This window comes from Pseudoalteromonas peptidolytica (assembly GCF_012641745.1).
Lineage (GTDB): Bacteria > Pseudomonadota > Gammaproteobacteria > Enterobacterales > Alteromonadaceae > Pseudoalteromonas > Pseudoalteromonas peptidolytica.
In genome coordinates this window covers 198,946-219,771 of sequence record NZ_WEHZ01000003.1, presented here as the reverse complement: position 1 = coordinate 219,771, position 20,826 = coordinate 198,946, and the positions used below count along the sequence as shown (strand labels likewise).

General features: G+C 43.2%; 21 protein-coding genes. 18 read left to right on the top strand and 3 right to left on the bottom strand.

All coding sequences use genetic code 11. The annotated features are described in order from the left end of the window. Position 1: 1 nt before the first annotated feature. The gene (gene pseC / locus F9Y84_RS03505; protein WP_147389966.1) at positions 2-1,168 is read right to left on the bottom strand and encodes a UDP-4-amino-4,6-dideoxy-N-acetyl-beta-L-altrosamine transaminase; all 1,167 of its coding nucleotides are present in this window, start codon (positions 1,166-1,168) and stop codon (positions 2-4) included. Then, positions 1,165-2,166, bottom strand: coding sequence for a UDP-N-acetylglucosamine 4,6-dehydratase (inverting) (pseB, locus tag F9Y84_RS03500; RefSeq protein WP_147389967.1), 1,002 nt, complete (start codon positions 2,164-2,166; stop codon positions 1,165-1,167). Before pseB ends, pseC begins: the two co-directional genes overlap by 4 nt. Before the next feature lie 222 nt (positions 2,167-2,388). Here pseB and F9Y84_RS03495 point away from each other — a divergent pair, with 222 nt between their 5' ends. Together F9Y84_RS03495 and F9Y84_RS03490 are read left to right on the top strand one after the other, a co-directional pair. After that, complete coding sequence (locus F9Y84_RS03495; protein ID WP_125252024.1) at positions 2,389-3,174, top strand: flagellin N-terminal helical domain-containing protein; 786 nt, start codon at positions 2,389-2,391, stop codon at positions 3,172-3,174. Between the two features lie 145 nt (positions 3,175-3,319). Further along, a complete protein-coding gene (locus F9Y84_RS03490; RefSeq protein ID WP_147389968.1) occupies positions 3,320-4,759 on the top strand; it encodes a sigma-54 dependent transcriptional regulator in 1,440 nt (479 codons plus the stop codon). Between the two features lie 239 nt (positions 4,760-4,998). Here the strand turns inward: F9Y84_RS03490 and F9Y84_RS03485 are convergent, their stop codons facing one another. After that, complete coding sequence (locus F9Y84_RS03485) at positions 4,999-5,601, bottom strand: DNA-3-methyladenine glycosylase I (RefSeq protein WP_147390472.1); 603 nt, start codon at positions 5,599-5,601, stop codon at positions 4,999-5,001. A 182-nt stretch (positions 5,602-5,783) separates the two neighbouring features. On the opposite strand from F9Y84_RS03485, the gene F9Y84_RS03480 reads away from it, so the two are divergent. The 16 genes from F9Y84_RS03480 (at position 5,784) to fliR (ending at position 20,814) form a co-directional block, all read left to right on the top strand. Next, positions 5,784-6,884, top strand: a complete 1,101-nt coding sequence (locus F9Y84_RS03480; RefSeq protein WP_147390471.1) for a sensor histidine kinase — start codon at positions 5,784-5,786, stop codon at positions 6,882-6,884. Then, positions 6,881-8,251 carry a sigma-54-dependent transcriptional regulator gene (locus tag F9Y84_RS03475; RefSeq protein ID WP_147390470.1) on the top strand — a complete coding sequence of 457 codons (1,371 nt, stop codon included), beginning with the start codon at positions 6,881-6,883 and terminating at the stop codon, positions 8,249-8,251. The genes F9Y84_RS03480 and F9Y84_RS03475 overlap by 4 nt, the downstream gene beginning before the upstream one ends. Before the next feature lie 254 nt (positions 8,252-8,505). Next, positions 8,506-8,838 (top strand): flagellar hook-basal body complex protein FliE, encoded by a 333-nt coding sequence (fliE, locus tag F9Y84_RS03470; protein WP_125252019.1) that lies wholly within the window; start codon positions 8,506-8,508, stop codon positions 8,836-8,838. Positions 8,839-8,858: 20 nt separating this feature from the next. After that, positions 8,859-10,577: a flagellar basal-body MS-ring/collar protein FliF gene (gene fliF, locus F9Y84_RS03465; protein WP_128729917.1), complete on the top strand. Its 1,719-nt coding sequence runs from the start codon at positions 8,859-8,861 to the stop codon at positions 10,575-10,577. Then, positions 10,570-11,610: a flagellar motor switch protein FliG gene (gene fliG / locus F9Y84_RS03460; protein ID WP_125252017.1), complete on the top strand. Its 1,041-nt coding sequence runs from the start codon at positions 10,570-10,572 to the stop codon at positions 11,608-11,610. The genes fliF and fliG overlap by 8 nt, the downstream gene beginning before the upstream one ends. A gap of 3 nt (positions 11,611-11,613) precedes the next feature. Beyond that, a complete protein-coding gene (gene fliH, locus F9Y84_RS03455; RefSeq protein ID WP_125252016.1) occupies positions 11,614-12,429 on the top strand; it encodes a flagellar assembly protein FliH in 816 nt (271 codons plus the stop codon). Positions 12,430-12,499: 70 nt separating this feature from the next. Further along, positions 12,500-13,831 (top strand): flagellar protein export ATPase FliI, encoded by a 1,332-nt coding sequence (gene fliI, locus F9Y84_RS03450; protein WP_147390469.1) that lies wholly within the window; start codon positions 12,500-12,502, stop codon positions 13,829-13,831. Continuing rightward, positions 13,831-14,277: a flagellar export protein FliJ gene (gene fliJ, locus F9Y84_RS03445; RefSeq protein ID WP_125252014.1), complete on the top strand. Its 447-nt coding sequence runs from the start codon at positions 13,831-13,833 to the stop codon at positions 14,275-14,277. Before fliI ends, fliJ begins: the two co-directional genes overlap by 1 nt. Positions 14,278-14,409: 132 nt before the next feature. Further along, a complete protein-coding gene (locus F9Y84_RS03440) occupies positions 14,410-16,437 on the top strand; it encodes a flagellar hook-length control protein FliK (protein ID WP_147390468.1) in 2,028 nt (675 codons plus the stop codon). Positions 16,438-16,480: 43 nt separating this feature from the next. Then, positions 16,481-17,005 (top strand): flagellar basal body-associated protein FliL, encoded by a 525-nt coding sequence (gene fliL / locus F9Y84_RS03435; protein WP_125252012.1) that lies wholly within the window; start codon positions 16,481-16,483, stop codon positions 17,003-17,005. A 10-nt stretch (positions 17,006-17,015) separates the two neighbouring features. Then, the gene (fliM, locus tag F9Y84_RS03430; RefSeq protein ID WP_128729874.1) at positions 17,016-18,110 is read left to right on the top strand and encodes a flagellar motor switch protein FliM; all 1,095 of its coding nucleotides are present in this window, start codon (positions 17,016-17,018) and stop codon (positions 18,108-18,110) included. Positions 18,111-18,177: 67 nt separating this feature from the next. Beyond that, the gene (fliN, locus tag F9Y84_RS03425) at positions 18,178-18,576 is read left to right on the top strand and encodes a flagellar motor switch protein FliN (RefSeq protein ID WP_125252010.1); all 399 of its coding nucleotides are present in this window, start codon (positions 18,178-18,180) and stop codon (positions 18,574-18,576) included. Positions 18,577-18,593: 17 nt separating this feature from the next. Then, entirely contained in the window at positions 18,594-19,031 is a 438-nt protein-coding gene (gene fliO / locus F9Y84_RS03420; protein ID WP_373865587.1) for a flagellar biosynthetic protein FliO, read from the top strand. Then, a complete protein-coding gene (gene fliP / locus F9Y84_RS03415; protein ID WP_125252008.1) occupies positions 19,024-19,761 on the top strand; it encodes a flagellar type III secretion system pore protein FliP in 738 nt (245 codons plus the stop codon). The genes fliO and fliP overlap by 8 nt, the downstream gene beginning before the upstream one ends. A 1-nt stretch (position 19,762) precedes the next feature. Then, positions 19,763-20,032: a flagellar biosynthesis protein FliQ gene (gene fliQ / locus F9Y84_RS03410; protein ID WP_125252007.1), complete on the top strand. Its 270-nt coding sequence runs from the start codon at positions 19,763-19,765 to the stop codon at positions 20,030-20,032. 2 nt (positions 20,033-20,034) lie between these two features. Beyond that, a complete protein-coding gene (gene fliR, locus F9Y84_RS03405) occupies positions 20,035-20,814 on the top strand; it encodes a flagellar biosynthetic protein FliR (protein WP_147390466.1) in 780 nt (259 codons plus the stop codon). Positions 20,815-20,826 lie beyond the last annotated feature (12 nt).

The following is a 20,826-nucleotide window of genomic DNA, read 5'->3' as shown; positions in this document are numbered from 1 at the left end:
GCTAAACGCTTAACTTTGCAACAAGGCTTTTTAAAGTATCCACAATGTGCTGCACTTGCTCTTCTGATAGAGCAGGAAACAGCGGTAGAGTGACGGCCTGGTGGTAGTATAGTTCTGCTGAAGGGCAGTAACCGGCACTAAATCCAAGCTGCTTGTAGAAAGGCTGTAAGTAAATAGGAATGTAGTGCACATGTGCAAAGATACCGGCCTTTCTTAAGTTTTGGATGAGTTTTTTGTGCTCTTCTGGTGAATGGAGCGGAGCTTTGACGACGTAGAGGTGGTAAGCGCTGCGCGATGTATTCGTAACGAGTAACGGTTGGATGCCACTATTTTTAAACAAGCTGTCATAGCGTGCCGCAATCTTGTTACGCTGTTGAACAAACCTATCGACCTTCGTTAATTGCTGACATCCTAGTGCGGCATGTAAATCAGTCATGCGATAGTTAAAGCCCAGAACATTTTGTTGATAATACCAAGCGCCATGACTTGGTTCGCTAAACTCTTCTGGTTTATTAGTGATACCATGACTGCGTAGCTTAACCATAGTATCAGCGAGCTGAGGGTTGTTCGTGAGAGCCGCCCCACCTTCTGCAGAGGTCATTATTTTGACAGGGTGAAAACTAAATACACAGATGTCAGAATATTCACAGGAACCTATCTTTTTTCCGTCAAAGGAGCCGCCGATAGCATGAGAGGCATCCTCAATCACTTTAAAACCATATTGTTGAGCTAGTTCGTTGATAGCCTGCATGTCGCATGACTGGCCAGCAAAATGAACCGGTATAAGCACCCTGGGGAGTTGGTTTTGTCGCTCGGCGTGTACTAACTTGCTAGTGAGTGCCTCAATACTCATGTTACCGGTATCAATATCAATATCGACAAAATCTACACTCGCTCCGCAGTAGAGTGCGCAATTAGATGAGGCTACAAATGAATTTGGTGAGGTCCAAACAATATCACCGTTGCCAACTCCAAGCGCAAGGCAGGCAATATGAAGTGCGGATGTTGCACTGTTTACCGCGACGGCACGATCTGCCCCGGTATAGCTGCAAAGTTTTTGCTCAAACTCTGGAACTTTGGGGCCTTGAGTCAACCAGTCAGATTGCAGCACGTCGATAACTGCATCAATATCTAGCTGGTCTATTGATTGCTTTCCATATGGGATCATAACAGTGCTTGTACGTTAAATGCTTTAATCTCTTCAATGCTCATATAATCCGGATTAGTCAATGAGTTATACTCAAATCCAGGCGTTACAGCTTTCCCTTTCTCACCTAACGCGTTCATGTCAAAGTCGTTACTTCTGCTACTGAATTTTATTCCAGGAGCAATAACGAAATGGTCGTCAAACTCAAATGTGTCAAAGCTTAAATCTGCAGGGCACATTACCTCATGGAGCTTTTCTCCAGGGCGAATACCGACTACTTTTTGTGGTAGGTTTGGTGCCATTGCGGTCGCTAAATCAACGATACGAATTGAAGGGATTTTCGGTACAAAAATTTCACCGCCAAGCATACGTTCAAAGTTTTTGAGAACAAAATCAACGCCTTGTTGCAGGCTAATCCAAAAACGTGTCATATTTTCATGGGTGATCGGAATATGTCCTTTGTTTTCGTCAATAAAACGCTGGAATACCGGTACTACAGAACCTCGAGAACAGACTACATTACCATATCGAACGACTGAAAACTTGGTATTGTGGCCACCTGCCATATTATTAGCTGCAACAAATAGTTTATCAGATGCAAGCTTTGTTGCGCCATACAGGTTAATTGGATTGGCAGCTTTGTCTGTAGAAAGGGCAATTACCTTTTTCACTTCATTGTCCAGCGCTGCATCAATAACGTTTTCTGCTCCACTAATATTGGTTTTAATACACTCCATGGGGTTGTATTCTGCTGCAGGAACTTGCTTTAAGGCTGCGGCATGAATGACATAATCTACGCCTTGCATTGCCCTTCGCAAGCGATCTTTATCTCTAACGTCCCCGATGAAATATCGCATGCACCGCTGATTGAACTCTTGCTGCATTTCAAACTGCTTTAGCTCATCTCGAGAAAAAATGATTATTTTTTTTGGCTTATATCGTTCTAGCAGAGTTTTTACGTATTTTTTGCCGAAAGAGCCTGTGCCGCCGGTAATTAAAATGGTTTTATTATCAAACATTGGGGTCCACCTAAAGGTGCAATCAAAACTTTACAGTATCAAATACTGGAACTGCTACAAGCACTGTATTGATACGATAAACTAGCTACTACTCAATACTTTATATCACTTCTAATCATTTTGCAGTATTTATGCCAGTCATCACAGGAAATTTAACGATTATGATGACTTTTTACTCAAAATAGCGTAGATTAAAACTAATGATAGTGAATGGGGGTAGATATGAAAATCCAATCACAAAGTGCTGCTTTTTTTAATCGTACAGAGCAGACGGCTAACAAATTAAACGAGCAGCTATCTTCGGGCAAGCGGGTTAATTCAGCTGCCGACGACGCTGCCGCATTACAAATTATTGACAGGCTCACTTCTCAGCAAGATGGGTACAGTCAATCTATTCGTAATGCTTATGATGGTATCTCATACTCGCAGACCGCTGATTCTGCTCTGTCAGGAGTGAATGACGCAGTTTCAAGGATCCGAGAGTTGTCTATTCAAGCAGGAAATGGGGCGCTGACAGACAGCGACCGCCAAGCACTGCAAGAGGAAGTGTCTCAGCTTCAAACGCAAATAACAGAAACGTTTGAAAACACGACGTTTGGTGGAGCACAAATATTTGACGGTGAATCACGTAGTTTCCAGGTAGGTCCCGACGCTAACACGACGCAGAGTCTAGAGCAGACCGACGGTGGCTTTGCTAGTGCGATTCTCAGTGTAGATATTTCCACACAGGCTGGGGCGCAATCAGCAATTGACGCTGCTGATACAGTCTCTAAAGAGTTAAACAGCCAGCGCGCGCAGTTGGGGGCGTTTGAAAATTCGGTTTCCAGTACCATTCGCTCGGCAAGCAATCAACGAGAGAATATAGCTGCAAGCCAAAGTCGTATCCAAGACACGGATTACGCCCAAGCGGTTAGCGATCAGGTGGCTAATGATATTCTATCGCAGGCTTCCATTGCATTGAGAGGCCAAGCAAATCAGTCCGCATCATCAGTCTTGGGTTTACTGTAAATTAATACCAAAGTATTGATATAGAACAGTACAGGTGGCGATTTTTTGGCGTTTATGTCAAAAAATTGCCACTTAGGTATTGCATCCCCTTTAATCTCTCTTACAATCTAACTATTGAAAATTTTAGTAGATTGGTTCTCAAGCAATGGTCTTGATCTTAGATAACAACAATAAAAGAGCGATCGGATTAGGCGCAGCGCTTAGCTTTGTCGGTCAGGCAAATGACGTGCTAGCTGAAGAGCAATACGCGCCAAGCATCATTGATAAAAACCAAGAGCCGATTTTTGTGTTAGGTGCATTACAACACGCTTCTCATGAAGCCTTGATCAAATCGCACCCAGCAGTGCCTTTTTTATTGATAGGTGAAACGCTTAGGCCATTGCTTTCACTACCCAATGTTATTGGCCTCATTACGGAACCGTTCAGCCAAGAAGTCACAATGCAGTTACTTCATGACTGTCAACAATACTTACGGATGCTGCCAAATAAAGAAAACAAGCTGCAAAATAAGAGTTTCGACGGTCTAGTTGGAGAGACGGATGCGGTCAAAAATGTACGCTTTTTAATCTCTCAAGTGGCAAAAACAGATGCTAACGTACTGATTTTAGGCGAGTCAGGAACGGGTAAGGAAGTGGTTGCGCGTAATGTACACCTTTTATCTAAGCGTGCTCATGGCCCATTTGTGCCAGTAAACTGTGGTGCGATTCCAGGGGAGTTGTTGGAAAGCGAACTATTTGGTCATGAAAAAGGGGCGTTTACCGGAGCGATATCCGCACGAAAAGGGCGTTTTGAATTGGCGCAAGGCGGCACACTTTTTCTTGATGAAATAGGTGATATGCCACTACAAATGCAGGTTAAACTGCTACGTGTCCTTCAAGAGCGAACTTATGAGCGGGTGGGGGGCACAAAGCCAATTCAAGCTGATGTTCGTGTTATTGCGGCGACTCACCGCAACTTGGAAACCATGATAGAAGAAGGTAAGTTTCGAGAAGATTTATTTTACCGTCTCAATGTTTTTCCAATCGAAAACCCATCACTTAATGAACGTGCTGAAGATATTACGCTACTGCTGAAAGAGCTGACACGCCGTGTGAATGAACAGTCAGGTAATTCGGTCAAATTTACAGATAGAGCAGTAGAAAGTTTAAAAGCACACGCTTGGCCTGGCAATATTCGGGAGCTTGCGAATCTTGTAGAACGTATGGTGATTATGTTCCCTGATAAAGTTGTAGATATCACCGACCTACCACAAAAGTATCGCTACATCGAAGTCGAAGCATTTGAACCTGAATATCCAGAAGAATTGTTAGAAAAAGATGCTTTTAATGAATTGTTCAGCGAAGGCTTTAGTGACGATGAAGAGGATACGTTAGTACAAGACTTTACGTCGCAAACGGCAGGCGTAGGTTTGTTGCCGGATGAGGGGATCGAGCTCAAAGAATACCTAGCTGAACTAGAGATAGATTTGATCACGCAAGCGCTTGAACGTTATGACTATGTTGTTGCGCGTGCAGCGGAAATTTTAGGTGTTCGCCGCACCACATTGGTAGAAAAAATGAAAAAGTACAATCTTAATCGCGATTAACTTATTACACCGAAGTTAACTGTTGCTATGGTTAATACCAATTTGACTTAATACTAGCTCAATTTGAAGGAGTAAATCTGACGCTAACAGCGTTAAAAATTTCTCATTTAGAACAACTAAATATCAAAATTTTTGCCTAGTTATCGACAAGATTTTCTCGCCTCAAAATAGACCACTTAATTAAGAAAATTGGTATAACTTCGAACTACTTGTCTTGTAATAAGTGCCATCTAGATCACTTACTCTATTTTCGAAAAATCCAAAGAGACATAACTATCAATAATAGCTTGTTTGCAAAAGCAGTCATCTGCGTGGTCATTAACCATCCCACAGGCCTGCATGTGCGCGTATACTGTTGTAGAACCAAGAAATTTAAATCCCCGCTTTTTTAAGTCTTTAGCGAATTTGTCGCTGATTTCGCTAGTAGCAACGGCGTCTTGCTTATCACGCATTTTATTTACAATGGGTTGATAGTCAACAAACCCCCACTGATAACGAGCAAAGCTGCCGAAGGCTTGTTGGATCTCAATAAAGTGCCTAGCATTATTGATGGTGGCAGCGATTTTCGCTCGATTTCTAATGATACCGTCAAACGTCAATAACCTTTCAATATCTTGTTCTGTCATTTGACTGACTTTTTGCACATCAAAGTTATGAAATGCCTGCCGATAACCCTCACGTTTTTTTAGTATGGTATACCAGCTAAGGCCTGCTTGAGCGGACTCTAAGGTCAGAAACTCGAATAAGCTTTTGTCATTGAGTACTGGCTTTCCCCATTCTTTATCGTGGTACTCAATATAATCGGGTTTACTTTGATCAACCCAACTGCATCGTCTATTCATGAAAGTGTCCTTTAGCTTATTTATTGTTCGAGCTTTAGGACTCTAACATGTAACTGTACATAAATACAGTGTCAATAAATTGTTCTTTACAGTGCTTCTTTAACTTCATGTTTTTAAAGGAATATAAAGTTGGAATGTTTTTTGCTTTTTCTACATGAGTTTATTTTTAAGAGAGCGGAAAAATGGCATTAGCACATGTTATTAATCCTCAGTTTGTACCAACTACTGGTCATTATAACCCTTGCTTACTTCAAGAAGCATATGTGGGTGAGTTGAGCGATCTACGACAACAAGCAAGTTGGCTAGGTCATCTGGTTGACACTATGCCAGCAGGCGTGATTGTTTTAGATGGTCAAGGGATGATTGCCAAAGCAAATCAGATAGCAATGGATATGCTTGGAGAGCCGCTCGAGGGAGAAAAGTGGTTCAGTATTATTCAACGCTCATTTAGGCCACAGCAAGATGATGGTCATGAGGTCTCTCTTAAAGACGGTCGCCGAATTAAGCTGGATATAACAGCATTAGCGCCCGAGCCTGGGCAACTGATCCTAATGACTGATCTGACAGAAACTCGGCGATTACAGAGTCGAGTTGCTCACATGCAAAGGCTAAGCGCATTGGGAAAAATGGTGGCTTCTTTGGCGCATCAAGTTAGAACGCCATTGTCAGCAGCAATGCTTTATGGTGCCAATTTAGGCGCTACAAACTTACCACAAGCATCTCGGGAAAAGTTTCATGACAAATTGATGTCACGATTAAAAGATTTAGAAAATCAGGTGAATGACATGCTGTTATTCGCAAAAAGTGGCGAACAACAAGTGGTTGAACGGGTCTCTATGCAGTATTTACTAAGTGAAGTCAAAGCGGGTGCTGACGCTATGGTTGAACTTAATCACGCTAAGTTGGAAGCCGATTTGCCTGAGCCGGATATTGAGATACTTGGTAATCGTACTGCATTGGCGAGCGCTATTCAGAACCTTATCCATAACAGTATTCAAATTATTGGCAGTGACGCCCACATTAAGCTTAAAGCAGAGCGTGAGCCCTGTGGCGAGCACGTGCGTATTTCTGTCACAGACAATGGTCCAGGTATAGATGAAGCGCTAGTCGATAAGCTGTTCGAACCGTTCTTTACCACCAAATCGCAAGGAACAGGATTAGGTTTGGCAGTTGTAAACTCGGTAGCAAATGCACACAAAGGGTTTGTCAGGGCTGAAAATATCAAAGGTCTAGGTGCACAGTTTAGTCTGATACTACCACTGATCAAAGCGGAGGAATTATGAGTAATAAAGTGTTAGTTGTTGAAGATGATGCCGGCTTAAGAGAAGCGCTCATCGATACTTTACAGCTTTCAAGCATTGAGTGTGTCGAAGCAAACAGTGCAGAGCAAGCCGTATTGTTACTCAAGCAAGAGACGTTTTCTTTGGTGGTAAGCGATGTTCAAATGGGTGCAATGAGTGGGCTAGATTTGTTGAAATCCATAAAGCTTAACTACCCTGAGCTGCCAGTGTTAATGATGACAGCTTATGCGACCATTGATGATGCGGTTGAAGCGATGCGTTTGGGAGCCATTGATTACATGGCTAAGCCTTTTGCGCCTGAAGTGTTGTTGAATATGGTGGGTCGTTACCTACCTGAAAAAGAAAAAGAAACAGAGGGTCCTATCGTCGCTGATCCAAAGAGTATAAAGCTGCTTGAGTTGGCTGCAAAAGTAGCAAAGTCTGATGCCAGTGTAATGGTGCTTGGGCCGAGTGGATCAGGTAAAGAGGTATTAGCCCGTTACATTCATGATAAATCAGACAGGGCTGACGAACCATTTATTGCAATTAATTGTGCTGCAATTCCAGAAAATATGCTTGAGGCTACCCTGTTTGGATATGAGAAGGGCGCATTTACAGGTGCAATTCAGGCATGCCCTGGTAAGTTTGAACAAGCGCAAAAAGGGACAATATTACTGGATGAAATCACAGAAATGGATTTGGGGCTTCAGGCAAAATTACTTCGCGTTTTACAAGAGCGGGAAGTGGAGCGACTTGGTAGTAGAAAAACCATAACACTAGATGTTAGGGTGTTGGCAACCAGTAACCGAGATTTGAAAGAAGCGGTTGAAGATGGGGTATTTAGAGAAGATTTATACTATCGCCTTAATGTTTTCCCATTGGAATGGCTGCCGCTTAGAGATAGAGCAGGAGACATTACGGTATTGGCTGAGCACTTGCTATCAAGACATATGCAAAAAGCGGGTAAACCAACACCCAAGTTAAGTACTAGTGCTAAGCAAAAGTTAAATTCTCATAGCTGGCCTGGCAACGTGCGTGAGCTTGATAACGTCATCCAGCGTGCTTTGATATTGTTTCAGGGCCTTGAAATCAAAGAAGATGATATTTTTATTGAAAACTTTTCACCGATGTCTTTGGTTGAGTCAGAAACTAGCCTCACGCAGTCCGCTACAGAAGACGCTCCCAATGATGATGGCATCATCAATTATAAGGATGAGCTACAGGACAAAGAGCATCAAATTATTTTGGATACGCTTGCTAAGTTTAATGGTAAGCGCAAAGAAGTGGCTGAAGTTTTAGGCATGAGCCCAAGGACACTGCGCTATAAGCTAGCAAAAATGCGAGATCTCGGAATTGCGTTACCAGCTTAGGTGAAAGAGTCGCTCAGATATCTTGAAGGTGAGCTTAAAAGTAGGACGTGAGCTTACCTTCATTTGTACACCTCAGGCTAATACAACATCAACCTAAACGAAGCTGTTGCTTTTTTCTGGCACCTTCCTTTTCCTCCGACTGCCAATTTTTCGACAGGGTAATTTCAGCTTAACCAACTGAAATTAAAGTGTTTTAATGTTGGCATGTTTCCTGCTTTCATCAAGGTAACAAGAGTTATTTTGAGTAAAGCATCATGAAAGTACAATCATCAGCGCTATTCCAAGAAATGCAGGCAATGGCCGCAGAAGCGACAAGAAATACGCAGCCTACTGTGCAGCCAATTAAAACAGCAGCATCTTCTTCAGCTCAATTTGGAGATTTACTCTCTGACGCACTCAATTCTGTTCATGGCCTTCAGCAAGACGCAAAGAAAAAAGTGACGGCGGTGGAGATGGGTGATCGTAGTGTTTCTCTTGCTGAGGCGATGATCGCAAAACAAAAATCATCGGTCGCTTTTGAGGCAACGGTACAAGTTCGCAATAAACTTGTCGAAGCCTATAAAGAAATCATGAGCATGCCAGTTTAACAAAATGATTGTGGAGAGTAATCGTGGCTACTAATCAATCAACAGATCTTACACTTTCCGACGCAGCGCTGAATAACGACAGCGGTTCGGACGAGCAACAAGAGCAAAAGTCTGGCTACTTCAGTGCGCTAAGCGGTGTCGATATGTTGCGCCAGGTTACTCTGGTTATTGCGTTAGCTATTTGTTTAGCAATTGCCATTTTTATCATTATTTGGGCCCGCCAGCCAGACATGCGTCCGCTGGGTAAATATCCTACTGAAGAGCTAGTTGAGACGCTAGACTTCCTAGACCAACAAAAAATTGAGTACCAATTAGACGGTAATACTATTTTAGTTGCTGAATCGGATTACCAAGATGTTAAGTTGCGTATGGCGCGTGATGGTTTCACCCAATCTCCTAGCTCCGGTACTGATATTTTAATGCAGGACATGGGTTTTGGTGTTAGTCAACGTCTTGAAAGAGAACGGCTAAAGCACGGTCGTGAGCAGCAGTTGGCAAGAACGATTGAAGAGCTGCAAGATGTAAATCGTGCAAAAGTACTGTTAGCTATTCCAAAGGAGAACGTATTTGCCCGTCGTGAAAAGAAACCATCTGCGACAGTGGTGATCACGCTAAAGCGTGGCAGAACTTTAGGAGGAGAAGAAGTTGACTCTATCGTAGATATCGTGGCATCAGCGGTACAGGGGCTGGAGCCATCACGGGTAACGGTGACTGACCAAAATGGACGCTTACTTAACTCAGGTTCACAAGATTCGCTTGCTGCTCGCTCTAGAAAAGAGTACGAAATTGAACGTAAGCGAGAGCAAGAGTACTTAGAAAAGATAGACAGTATACTGATCCCAACAGTGGGCCTAGGCAATTTTACGGCCCAAGTTGATCTGACGATGGACTTTAGTGCAGTTGAAGAAACACAAAAACGCTATAACCCTGATTTACCAGCGGTCAGAAGTGAAACAACTTACGAAGAAAACAATATTGGCGGTCTATCAGTGGGGATCCCAGGAGCGCTGACGAACCAACCTCCACTTAACTCAAATATCCCTGAAGTTGCAGGTCAAGGAGGAAACGGTAATGGCACTACGCCTAGCAGTATTCAAAAAGAAGCGACCCGTAACTACGAACTTGATACGACGATTAGTCATAAGCGTCAACAAACTGGCGTTATTCGCAGAATTAGTGTGAGTGTGGCGGTTGATTACCTACCTCAGCCAGATGCCGAAGGTAATATGACTATGGTGCCTCGTTCACAAGAAGCGCTGAACAATATCCGTCGTTTGCTTCAAGGCGGTGTCGGCTTTGACATGCAGCGTGGCGACGCACTAGAAGTGGTTACTGTACCATTCGTTCGCGAAGATTTGATGGAAATGCAAGAGTTACCACTGTGGGAACAAGATTGGTTCCAAAAAACCATTCGCTTAGTTGCGGGAACGTTAGTTATCATTGTGCTAATCTTAGCAGTGGTACGACCTATGCTTAAACGTCTAATTTACCCAGATGATACACTGGAAGATTTTGATGAAGATGCTTTAACCAGCGGTGTTGACCTAGGTGATAGCACGTTAGATATGCTAAATAACGATTTCGACGAGTCAGCAGTTGGCTTCTCATCAGACGGTAGATTACAATTGCCAGACTTACATGGTGATGAGGACCTACTAAAAGCGGTACGTGCCCTTGTTGCGAATGAACCTGAACTCTCATCACAAGTTGTGAAAGCGTGGTTAACCGAAGATGACTGATGAAGAACAAAAACAATTACCCGCGGCCTTTGACGTTGAAAAATTAGATGGCGTTGATAAAGCCGCCATCTTACTGCTTAGTTTGACAGAAGAAGATGCAGCTCAAATTTTAAAACACCTAGAGCCAAAGCAGGTACAAAAGGTGGGTATGGCGATGGCGTCTATGGATGACTTATCACAGGCTAAAATTGCAGCAGTGCATAACTTGTTTATTGAGCAAATACAAAGCTTTAGTACCATAGGCTTCCAATCTGAAGACTTTATTAAAAAAGCACTGACTGCAGCACTTGGCGAAGACAAAGCAGCAAGCTTAATAGACCAAATTGTAATGGGTTCAGGTGCAAAAGGCTTAGATTCATTAAAATGGATGGACTCTAAACAGGTTGCGAATATCATTCGTAACGAGCACCCGCAAATCCAAACCATTGTTTTGTCTTACCTAGAGCCGGAGCAGTCCGCAGAAATATTGTCTCAGTTTCCTGAGAAAGTGCGCTTAGACTTAACGATGAGAATCGCCAACTTAGAAGAAGTTCAGCCCGCGGCATTACAAGAGCTAAACGAAATCATGGAAAAACAATTTGCTGGCCAAGCTGGTGCGCAGGCTGCGAAAATGGGTGGCTTAAAAGCGGCCGCTGATATCATGAACTATCTTGATACTAACGTTGAAGGCCAGCTGATGGATTCTATACGCGAACATGATGAAGAGATGTCACAACAAATCCAAGATTTAATGTTTGTGTTTGAGAATTTAATGGATGTAGAAGACCGAGGGATCCAAGCAATTTTGCGTGAAGTACAGCAAGATGTACTGATGAAAGCGATTAAAGGCGCTGATGACTCACTGAAAGATAAGATATTGAAAAATATGTCCAAGCGCGCAGCTGAAATGATGCAAGATGACTTAGAAGCTATGCCGCCTGTCAGGATAAGTGAAGTTGAAGCAGCACAAAAAGAAATTCTTGCTACCGCGAGACGTTTGGCCGATTCAGGCGAAATCATGCTTGGTGGTGGTGGTGGTGAGGAGTTCTTGTAAACCATGGTCGATAAAAAGCTGTATAAAGGTCGCCCTGTCAGTACCGAAGCATTAGATGAATTGCTAGAAAACTGGCCAATACCAGATGTGTCTGATAAACCAGAGAAATTTAGAGGGCGATCGACTGCGTTTGGCACGCCGTTGGAGGAGCTCTACAGTAAGAAACAAGTTCACGAAGAGCCTGAGCCACAAGAGCCTGAATTTCCGACGCTAACACTCGAAGAGCTTGAACAAATTCGCCAAGATGCTTATGACGAAGGTATCAAACAAGGTCATGAGCAAGGTTATATTGAGGGCTTTGAAAAAGGCGTATCAGAAGGTAAAGAAGCTGGCTATAAAGAAGGCGTTGAGATAGGGAAAGAGAAGGGCATCGAAGAAGCACAACCAATTATCGAAGAACGCATGAAAGCACTTTCAAGCTTATTAGACGAGATGCAATCGCCACTTACACGTGTTGATGATGAGTGTGAAAAGCAACTGGTATATCTTGTCAATTTATTGGCAGAGCAAGTCATTTTTAAAGAACTGAAAACCAGCCCTGAGCTTATTTTGAACGCATTGAAAAAAGCAATGGATGCGCTACCAGTTAAAGAGCAAACGGTGCGAATACATCTGCATCCAGAAGATCTCGAGTTAGTACAATCTATGTATGGTGCGGAACACATCGAATCACAGCATTGGCAGCTGATCCCTGAACCAACTCTAGATAGAGGGGGATGTGAGGTCAAAACACCACAATCTTCAATTGATATGACACTGAAAAACCGCATCAGTGAAGTATTGGAATCATTTTTGCTAGACAGTGGTATAAATCCGTAAATAAGAACTTGCCCTCATTGCCTGTTGTTCGCAAGCATTTGAGGGAAGCATCTAAATAGGTAACTACGAAATGTCTACATCAGCTGCTTTGAGCGAGCGGATCAGTAAATACAAAAAGTTTGTAAAGCCTTATGGCGTGGCCGTTGCAGGTAGCCTGACTCGAGTGGTTGGGTTAACGCTGGAAGCAAGAGGACTGAATGCACCTATTGGCAGTCAGTGCAAAATTGAAACGCTTGGCGGTTTCATTGACGCTGAAGTGATAGGCTTTAATCAAGAGACGCTTTATTTGATGCCTAACGATCATATTACTGGCGTGCTTCCTGGTGCCCGCGTTATTCCCAAAGTGAAAGATTCAGGACTGCCTGTCGGTATGGAGCTACTTGGCCGTGTTGTTGATGGCTTAGGCCGCCCTCTTGATGGCCTCGGTGCCATAGATGCCCAGCAGCACTTGAAATTTGCAGCAGCGCCGATAAACCCACTAGCTAGAAGACCGATCGACTCCCCAATGGACGTAGGGGTACGAGCCATAAATTCTATTGTTACTGTTGGGCAAGGTCAACGTATGGGTTTGTTTGCAGGTAGTGGTGTAGGTAAGTCAGTATTGCTTGGCATGATGACCCGAGGCAGTGAAGCTGATGTTATCGTTGTTGGCCTTGTAGGAGAACGTGGGCGGGAAGTTAAAGAGTTTATTGATGAAATACTTGGCGTAGAGGGGCGGCGACGTTCTGTGGTGGTTGCCGCACCGGCGGATGCTTCACCTTTAATGCGCCTTAAAGGCTGTGAAAGCGCAGTGACAATCGCTGAGTATTTTCGCGATCAAGGCCTAAATGTCTTACTACTATTAGACTCTGTAACGCGTTATGCCATGGCGCAGCGAGAAATTGCACTCGCGGTAGGTGAGCCGCCAGCCACAAAGGGTTACCCCCCCTCGGTGTTTGCAAAACTACCCGCATTGGTTGAGCGAGCGGGTAATGGCGGTGAAGGACAAGGCTCAATTACCGCATTTTTCACGGTATTGAGTGAAGGCGATGATATGCAAGACCCAATCGCGGATGCTGCTCGTGCGATATTAGATGGTCATATAGTACTTTCGAGAGAACTTGCGGATAGTGGGCATTACCCAGCAATTGATATTGAAAAGTCCATTAGCCGTGTTATGCCACAAGTTGTATCTGAAGCGCATATGCAGCAAGCTAGAGTGCTCAAGCAAGTCTACTCAATGTATCAGCAGAACAAAGATATGATCACTCTTGGTGCTTACCAAAAAGGTAGTGACCAAATGTTAGATCAGGCGATAAACATGATGCCTGCGGTCAATAATTTCTTACAGCAAGGAATGAAAGACGTTATCAACTATGATGAGTGTCTACAAAACCTTGCGCAGCTTCTGGGACAAGCATAATGGCAAACAATAAATTAGACCTACTGCTGAAATTAGAAAAAGACAAAGAAGATAACTTGCGCGCAAACTTTGTGCAAGCACAGCAACATCTTACTACCAACCAACAAAGATTATCTGGGCTCAACGATTTTCGGATGGAGTACAGTATGCAGCTTCACAATAAGGCAAAGGTTGGTTTAACGAGTGGTGGTTTCAATCAATATCATAACTTTATTAATAAGATTGAACAGGCGATAGATCAGCAGGCGAAAACCGTGAATACCGCTAAACAAGTCGTTGAGCAGCGCCGTAAATTGTGGTTAGCGCAACAAGCGAAAACCAAAGCCATTGAAAAGCTAATAGAGAAACAAGCGTTGGCACAGCAGCAAAAATTAGCCAAAGCAGAGCAAAGAATGCTGGATGAGTTTGCCACCAACCAATTTGTTCGAAGAGCACGCTCTTGGTAGGTTGGCTCGAAATATGCAAAGTAGTTAAAACGTTTTCAAATTTATGTAGTGAATGCTTAATAATGCGGCTTTTAGGCGTGTTAGCGTTAATTACAACGGCAGTATATTGCCACTTTTTGAGGTAGCTTAATAATGAATGTAATGCTTGCATCTATGCTGCAACGAGGCAGTCAAGAAGTTGAGGTTAAAGGTAAAGCCTCAGAGCAGGACGCTAATAGCCAAGAGGGTGAAACCGGGTTTCGCGTATTGATGGCTGAGCTAACTCATCAAGGCGATAAGTCTGCTCAAGAGCAAGTCGATTCAGATGGTTCATCAGACTTGGGGGCTGGTGTCACTAAGGAATTAGCTGAGTCTGAACAAAGTGTTACACCATCAGTAAAAGAAAAGGGGGGAGAAGGTGCTGTGCTATCTCAGTATCAAGGCGATAGTATACCTTCAGAGATGTCAGGCGAAGTGTTACCTGATTTACCAGATAATGATTTGTACACACAAATCAGTGCATCAAAGAAGCAAGATACTTCATTGCAGCATCCAAGTTTAGTAGCGCAATCTGTCAAAGAAGCGCTAGAGAAAGAGTCTAACGGTATTTCTGGTGCAAAATCGACAGAAGACACAGAGGTGCAGGGACAAAAGGAGCAAACTAAACCTGTTTCAGCCATAGATAGTACGCTCATTTCGACTGGCAAAGAGCAAAGAACAGATCCAAAAGCTCAAAGTATGGACAAGCTGCCAATGCAAAACCAGCCTGAGAAACATGCTGAAGATCAACTTGAGAAGTCAACTGTAGCAACTGCCATTGCGACTAAAGGGGTAGAGAGTGCGTTACAAAACAATAAAGCTGATGATGCAGACTTAGGGAGTAAAGCGGCAATAGGACTGAAAAATAGTACCGATGAAGCCGTTTTAAAAGTACAAAGCACTCAATCTACCACGTCTGATGATGACTTGCTTGCTGATGAAAAGCAGAGTAAAGCGAAGTTGAAAGAGTCAGCTACTGAATCGAACGCTACAATAGCTATAGATACCAAGAAAAGTGCAGCAAAAGGTGGTGAACAACAAGTTCAGATAATTGCAAAGTTAACTCATCAAGAACAACAACAATTAAAAGCGGTAATTGATGGTAAATTGGATGTTTATGATGCTTCTCCAGGTGTTCAAAAAGCAATAGCACTGCTCCTAGGAAACCGCTCTGGCGTAACGACGCTAGAACAGCTCAAACCTCTTGTTCAGTCGCTAAACTCAGAGAATATGACGTCAGAGGGGAAAACATCAGTTAATGATATTGTGATTTCCGAGACACAACTTACTAAGGAAAAAGTAATAACGACGCCCCTTAAAGAGGGGAAAGATATCCCTACCTCGGTAAAACAGAATGTGGATCAAAATCGTGAAAATCAAAAGTTACAAGATGTTGAAAGCAGCGTACTTGAAAAACAGAACGTAGAAAAACAAAATACCGATAAGCAAGTTATCGAAAAACTGGCAGAAAAAGAGTTAAGTCGTTCAGCGCAAGTTGAAGCGCATTCAAATAAGGAAGCGCTCAAATCTGAACGTCAGCCTTTCGTCGCAACTACACAAGCAGCACTAAAGCAAGAAACAAGCCCTGTTCAAACACCACAGCAGGATAACTCCTCTTTAAACCAAACCTTAAAAGAAGTGCAGCAAGTTCAACAAACACAGTCTTCAAACCAATCAACAGCACAGACAAAACCTGCAACTGATGCTAACCTTCAACAGGCAATCAACATTGCGCGTCAAGATGCCGCCAAGGAGCTGCATCAGCGAGTTGGTATGATGTTGAACCTAAACAATAAAGAGGCTGAAATCAGACTTGATCCTCCTGAGTTGGGGGCAATGCAGATACGAATAAAAAGTGATGCAGAGCAAGCTCAAGTGAATATCGTTGTGCAAAATCAACAGGCAAAAGAGTTACTGGAGCAGTCCATGCCTAGGTTAAGAGAAATGCTTGCAGAACAAGGGATTGAGTTAGGAGATAGCCAAATATCTTATCAGCAACAAGGGCAGAGTGATGGTGATGCTGAAGGAAATTCTGGTAGTGCTGGTGGACAAGCTGGACATGGTAGTAGTGATGACACAGCACAAAATGTACAAGCTTCACCGCAGAGAAATACTGATTCTGCAATAGATTACTATGCCTAACACCTGCTATTATTGTAGTTACAAAAGAATATAAGGGTTTGCTATGGCTGAAGAAACTGACTTAGAAATAGAAGAAACAGGTGGCTCGAAGAAGAAACTGATTATTATTATTGCGGCTGCCGTTTTAGTGCTCGGTGGTGTTGCCGGATTTTTCCTATTTTCAGGCTCAGATGCGCCAGAGGAAACGCTCGCTGAAGAAACAACAGCAAGTGAAGTGAAAGCGGAGCAAGGCAACTCAGCGCAAATTGGTAGTGCGTTGTATGTCGCGATGCCAAGACCTTTTGTTTTCAATGTACCCGGGGCAAGCCGCGATAGGATTGTGCAAATAAAAGTGCAGCTATTGGTGCGTGGAGATGTCAACGAAGAAGTTGCCAAAAAACATATCCCACTGATTGAGGGGACACTGCTTAGTGTGTTCTCAACGACAACCGCTGATGAGTTAAGCACCAGTGCTGGCAAGGAAACGCTAAGGTTGACTGCACTTGACAAAGTGCAAGCAGCAATGGAAGGGGTTGAAGGTAGTAAAGTGATTGAGCGCGTGTTATTTACCGGCTTTGTAATGCAATAAGGTAGTATTTGTGAGCGACTTATTATCCCAAGATGAAATTGATGCGCTACTCCATGGTGTAGATGAAGTCGAAGAAGACGAAATCGCAGATGGTGAAGATGGTGATGGTGCCGGCGCCTTACAATACGACTTTTCATCTCAAGATAGGATTGTGCGTGGGCGCATGCCGACACTTGAGATCGTTAACGAACGTTTTGCACGCCACATGCGGATCAGCCTTTTTAACATGATGCGACGTACCGCTGAAGTGTCTATTAACGGCGTGCAGATGCTCAAGTTTGGCGAGTATATTCATACCTTGTTTGTACCAACTAGTCTAAACATGGTGAGGTTCAGGCCATTAAAAGGGACTGGCCTAATTACTATGGAAGCACGATTAGTATTTATTTTGGTAGACAATTTCTTTGGTGGAGATGGCCGCTATCATGCCAAGATTGAGGGGCGAGAGTTCACGCCGACGGAACGACGTATTGTTCAAATGCTACTAAAAATCATCTTTGAAGACTATAAAGAAGCTTGGGCACCTGTAATGGATGTGTCTTTTGAGTACTTAGACTCGGAGGTGAATCCCGCGATGGCGAACATCGTATCGCCGACTGAAGTTGTCGTTATCAGCTCATTTCATATTGAGTTGGATGGCGGTGGCGGCGATTTTCACATTTCACTCCCGTACTCGATGCTTGAACCTATCCGAGAGTTGCTTGACGCTGGTGTACAATCTGATACCGAAGATACAGACTTGCGCTGGAGTAAGGCACTACGCGATGAGATAATGGACGTGGAAGTAGAAGTTTCGTCACAATTGCTCGAAGTAGATTTGTCATTAGAGCAGATAATGAAGTTACAAGCAGGGGATGTTATTCCAGTTGAAATGCCTGAACATGTAACGGTATTTGTTGAAGAGTTACCGACCTTTAGAGCTAAAATGGGACGGTCTCGCGATAATGTTGCACTGCAGATCAGTGAAAAAATTAAGCGTCCAGAATCTGTTAAGTCTGAACTTCATGTATTTACCAAAGGTGGTAAAAAGCTGGACTCAGATGCAGAGCTTGCTGAGCTTGAAGAGGATTTGCACCTATCAGAAGGTGTTGATTTAGATTGGTAGTCTCTAGGTGATTGTTATCATTAGACGCCAGTTGTGGGTAAAAATAAATTAAATCAGGTAGTAATCAATGAGCGATGATCAAGATACTATGGACGAATGGGCTGCAGCATTAGCTGAAGCAGAAGGCTCTGACAACGATGGCGAGCCAGAAGTTGCTGAATTAGATGAGCTGAAAGACTCTGGCACTGCCTTATCGTCAGATGAAAAACGAAAACTTGACACGATCCTAGACATTCCAGTCACTATCTCAATGGAAGTAGGTCGTTCAAAAATAAACATACGAAACCTTTTACAGCTAAACCAAGGCTCTGTTGTGGAGCTGGATCGTGTCGCAGGTGAGCCGCTAGATGTACTAGTTAACGGAACGCTCATTGCACATGGCGAGGTTGTGGTTGTGAATGATAAATTTGGTATTCGTTTAACCGACGTAATAAGCCAAGTTGAGCGTATTAAAAAGCTACGCTGATGCGAATAGGTGGGTACTTGAGTTTATTTAGCTTAGCGGTTACAACAACCGCTAGCGCGGCACCAACATCTGTCGCGACGGTAACGCCAGTAGGGTCAGCAGCCTCTGGGTTAAGTGCTGAGCTACTTTCTATGGGACTGTCACTAATACTGGTCATTGGACTGGTGTTAGGGCTCGCTTTCATCTTAAAGCGCTTGAATCCAAATATGGTCAACCAAAAAGATTTCAAAGTGATCCGTAGTGTTTCGCTTGGCACCAAGGAGAGGTTGTTAGTTATTGAACTGGACAATAAACACCACCTGCTTGGAGTGACGCCGAACAATATCAATTATCTCTATCAATTAGAAACACCACTTGATGATATTAATCGAACGCCTTTTGCCAATGAGTTACAGAAATTCTTGGCAGGAAAAGGTCGCGCTGAAAATAACAACAATAAGACAAATCATGATTAGATTGCTGATACTTTGCTTACTTATTTTCTCTGGCACTGTTGGCGCCGAAGGCATCGAAGCGATAAACGTTACGACTAACCCCGATGGCTCTCAGGAGTATTCTGTCACGCTACAAGTATTAGCAATAATGACAGCGTTAAGTTTTATTCCTGCGGCTGTTATTATGATGACTTCCTTTACGCGTATTATCGTTGTGTTAGCAATTTTAAGACAAGCCATTGGCCTTCAACAGTCTCCTTCTAATCAAATCCTTCTGGGGTTAACCTTGTTTTTGACATTGTTTATTATGGCGCCAATTTTCTCACAAATTAATGATCAGGCTGTTCAGCCTTATATTAAAGAAGAAATCACATCTATACAGGCGTTAGAGCGGGCAAAAGAGCCAATGAAAGCCTTTATGTTGTCGCAAACACGGATAAAAGATTTAGAGACATTTGCAAAAATCGCCGGCTATGACAAATTAGATAGTCCAGAAGACACCCCGTTTATTGTGATAATCCCCGCTTTTGTTACCTCTGAGCTACAAACTGCCTTTATTATTGGCTTTATGTTCTTTATTCCATTTTTGATTGTCGACCTGGTGGTCGCGAGTGTATTAATGGCCATGGGTATGATGATGCTTTCACCTATGATTGTCTCTTTGCCATTTAAAATTATGTTATTTGTATTGGTAGATGGATGGGGTTTGGTGATGGGTACGCTCGCGCGAAGCTTCGGGCTGGGGGTGTAACGTGGAACCAGAAGTTTTCGTTGATATTTTGAGTGATGCGCTGTTTATCGTAATAAAGTTAGTGTCTGCTATAGTGATACCTGGGCTTTTAATTGGACTAGTGGTTGCGGTGTTTCAAGCGGCGACGTCAATCAATGAGCAAACGCTCAGCTTTTTGCCAAGGCTTATTATCACAATTATGGCACTAATTGCTGGAGGTCATTGGATAACTCAAGTCCTGATGGACTACTTTAACCTACTCGTGATGCGAATCCCTGAAATAGCGGGTTAATCATGGAGTTTACCTTTGCAGTGATCATGCAGTGGTTGAGCGACTTTTTGCTGCCGCTGGTGCGTATAAGCTCGATGATCATGGTAATGGCAGGGTTGGGAGCACAAAGTATTCCCGCGCGGATCAAGTTTGCGCTTGCCGTTGTTATTACATTTGCAGTCGTTCCCGCTTTACCCAAATCGGAATTTACCGACTTATTTTCATTTTCTATGATTTTTGTTGTTATTCAGGAAATGATAACAGGTATTGCGATAGGATTTGGGTCACTATTATTATTAAATACTTTCATTATTGCCGGCCAGATATTGGCGATGCAAACGGGTCTTGGTTTTGCGTCAGTTGTCGACCCCGCCAATGGATTAAGCGTACCTGCGGTCAGTCAGTTTTATCTAATCTTAGCAACACTGCTGTTTTTTGTTTACAACGGACACCTCATGATGATCCAGATGGTTGTATACAGCTTTGAGAGCTTCCCCATTGCTGGTAATTGGTGGAAAGTTGATAACTTTTGGCTTATTGTCAACTGGGGAGGGTGGATGTTTTCAACTGCGCTTGCATTATCCTTGGCTCCGCTAACCGCTATGCTGGTTATCAACATCTCGTTTGGGATTATGACCCGAGCAGCTCCGCAAATGAATATATTCTCAGTTGGCTTTGCGTTTACACTTGTGGCCGGTTTAACAATTATTTGGGCTACTTTAGAGAATTTTTTAGCACAATTTGAATTTCAGTGGCTAAAAATGACAGAGCTAATGTGTAACCTTATTGGTTGTACGGTATAGAGGTGCAAGTAA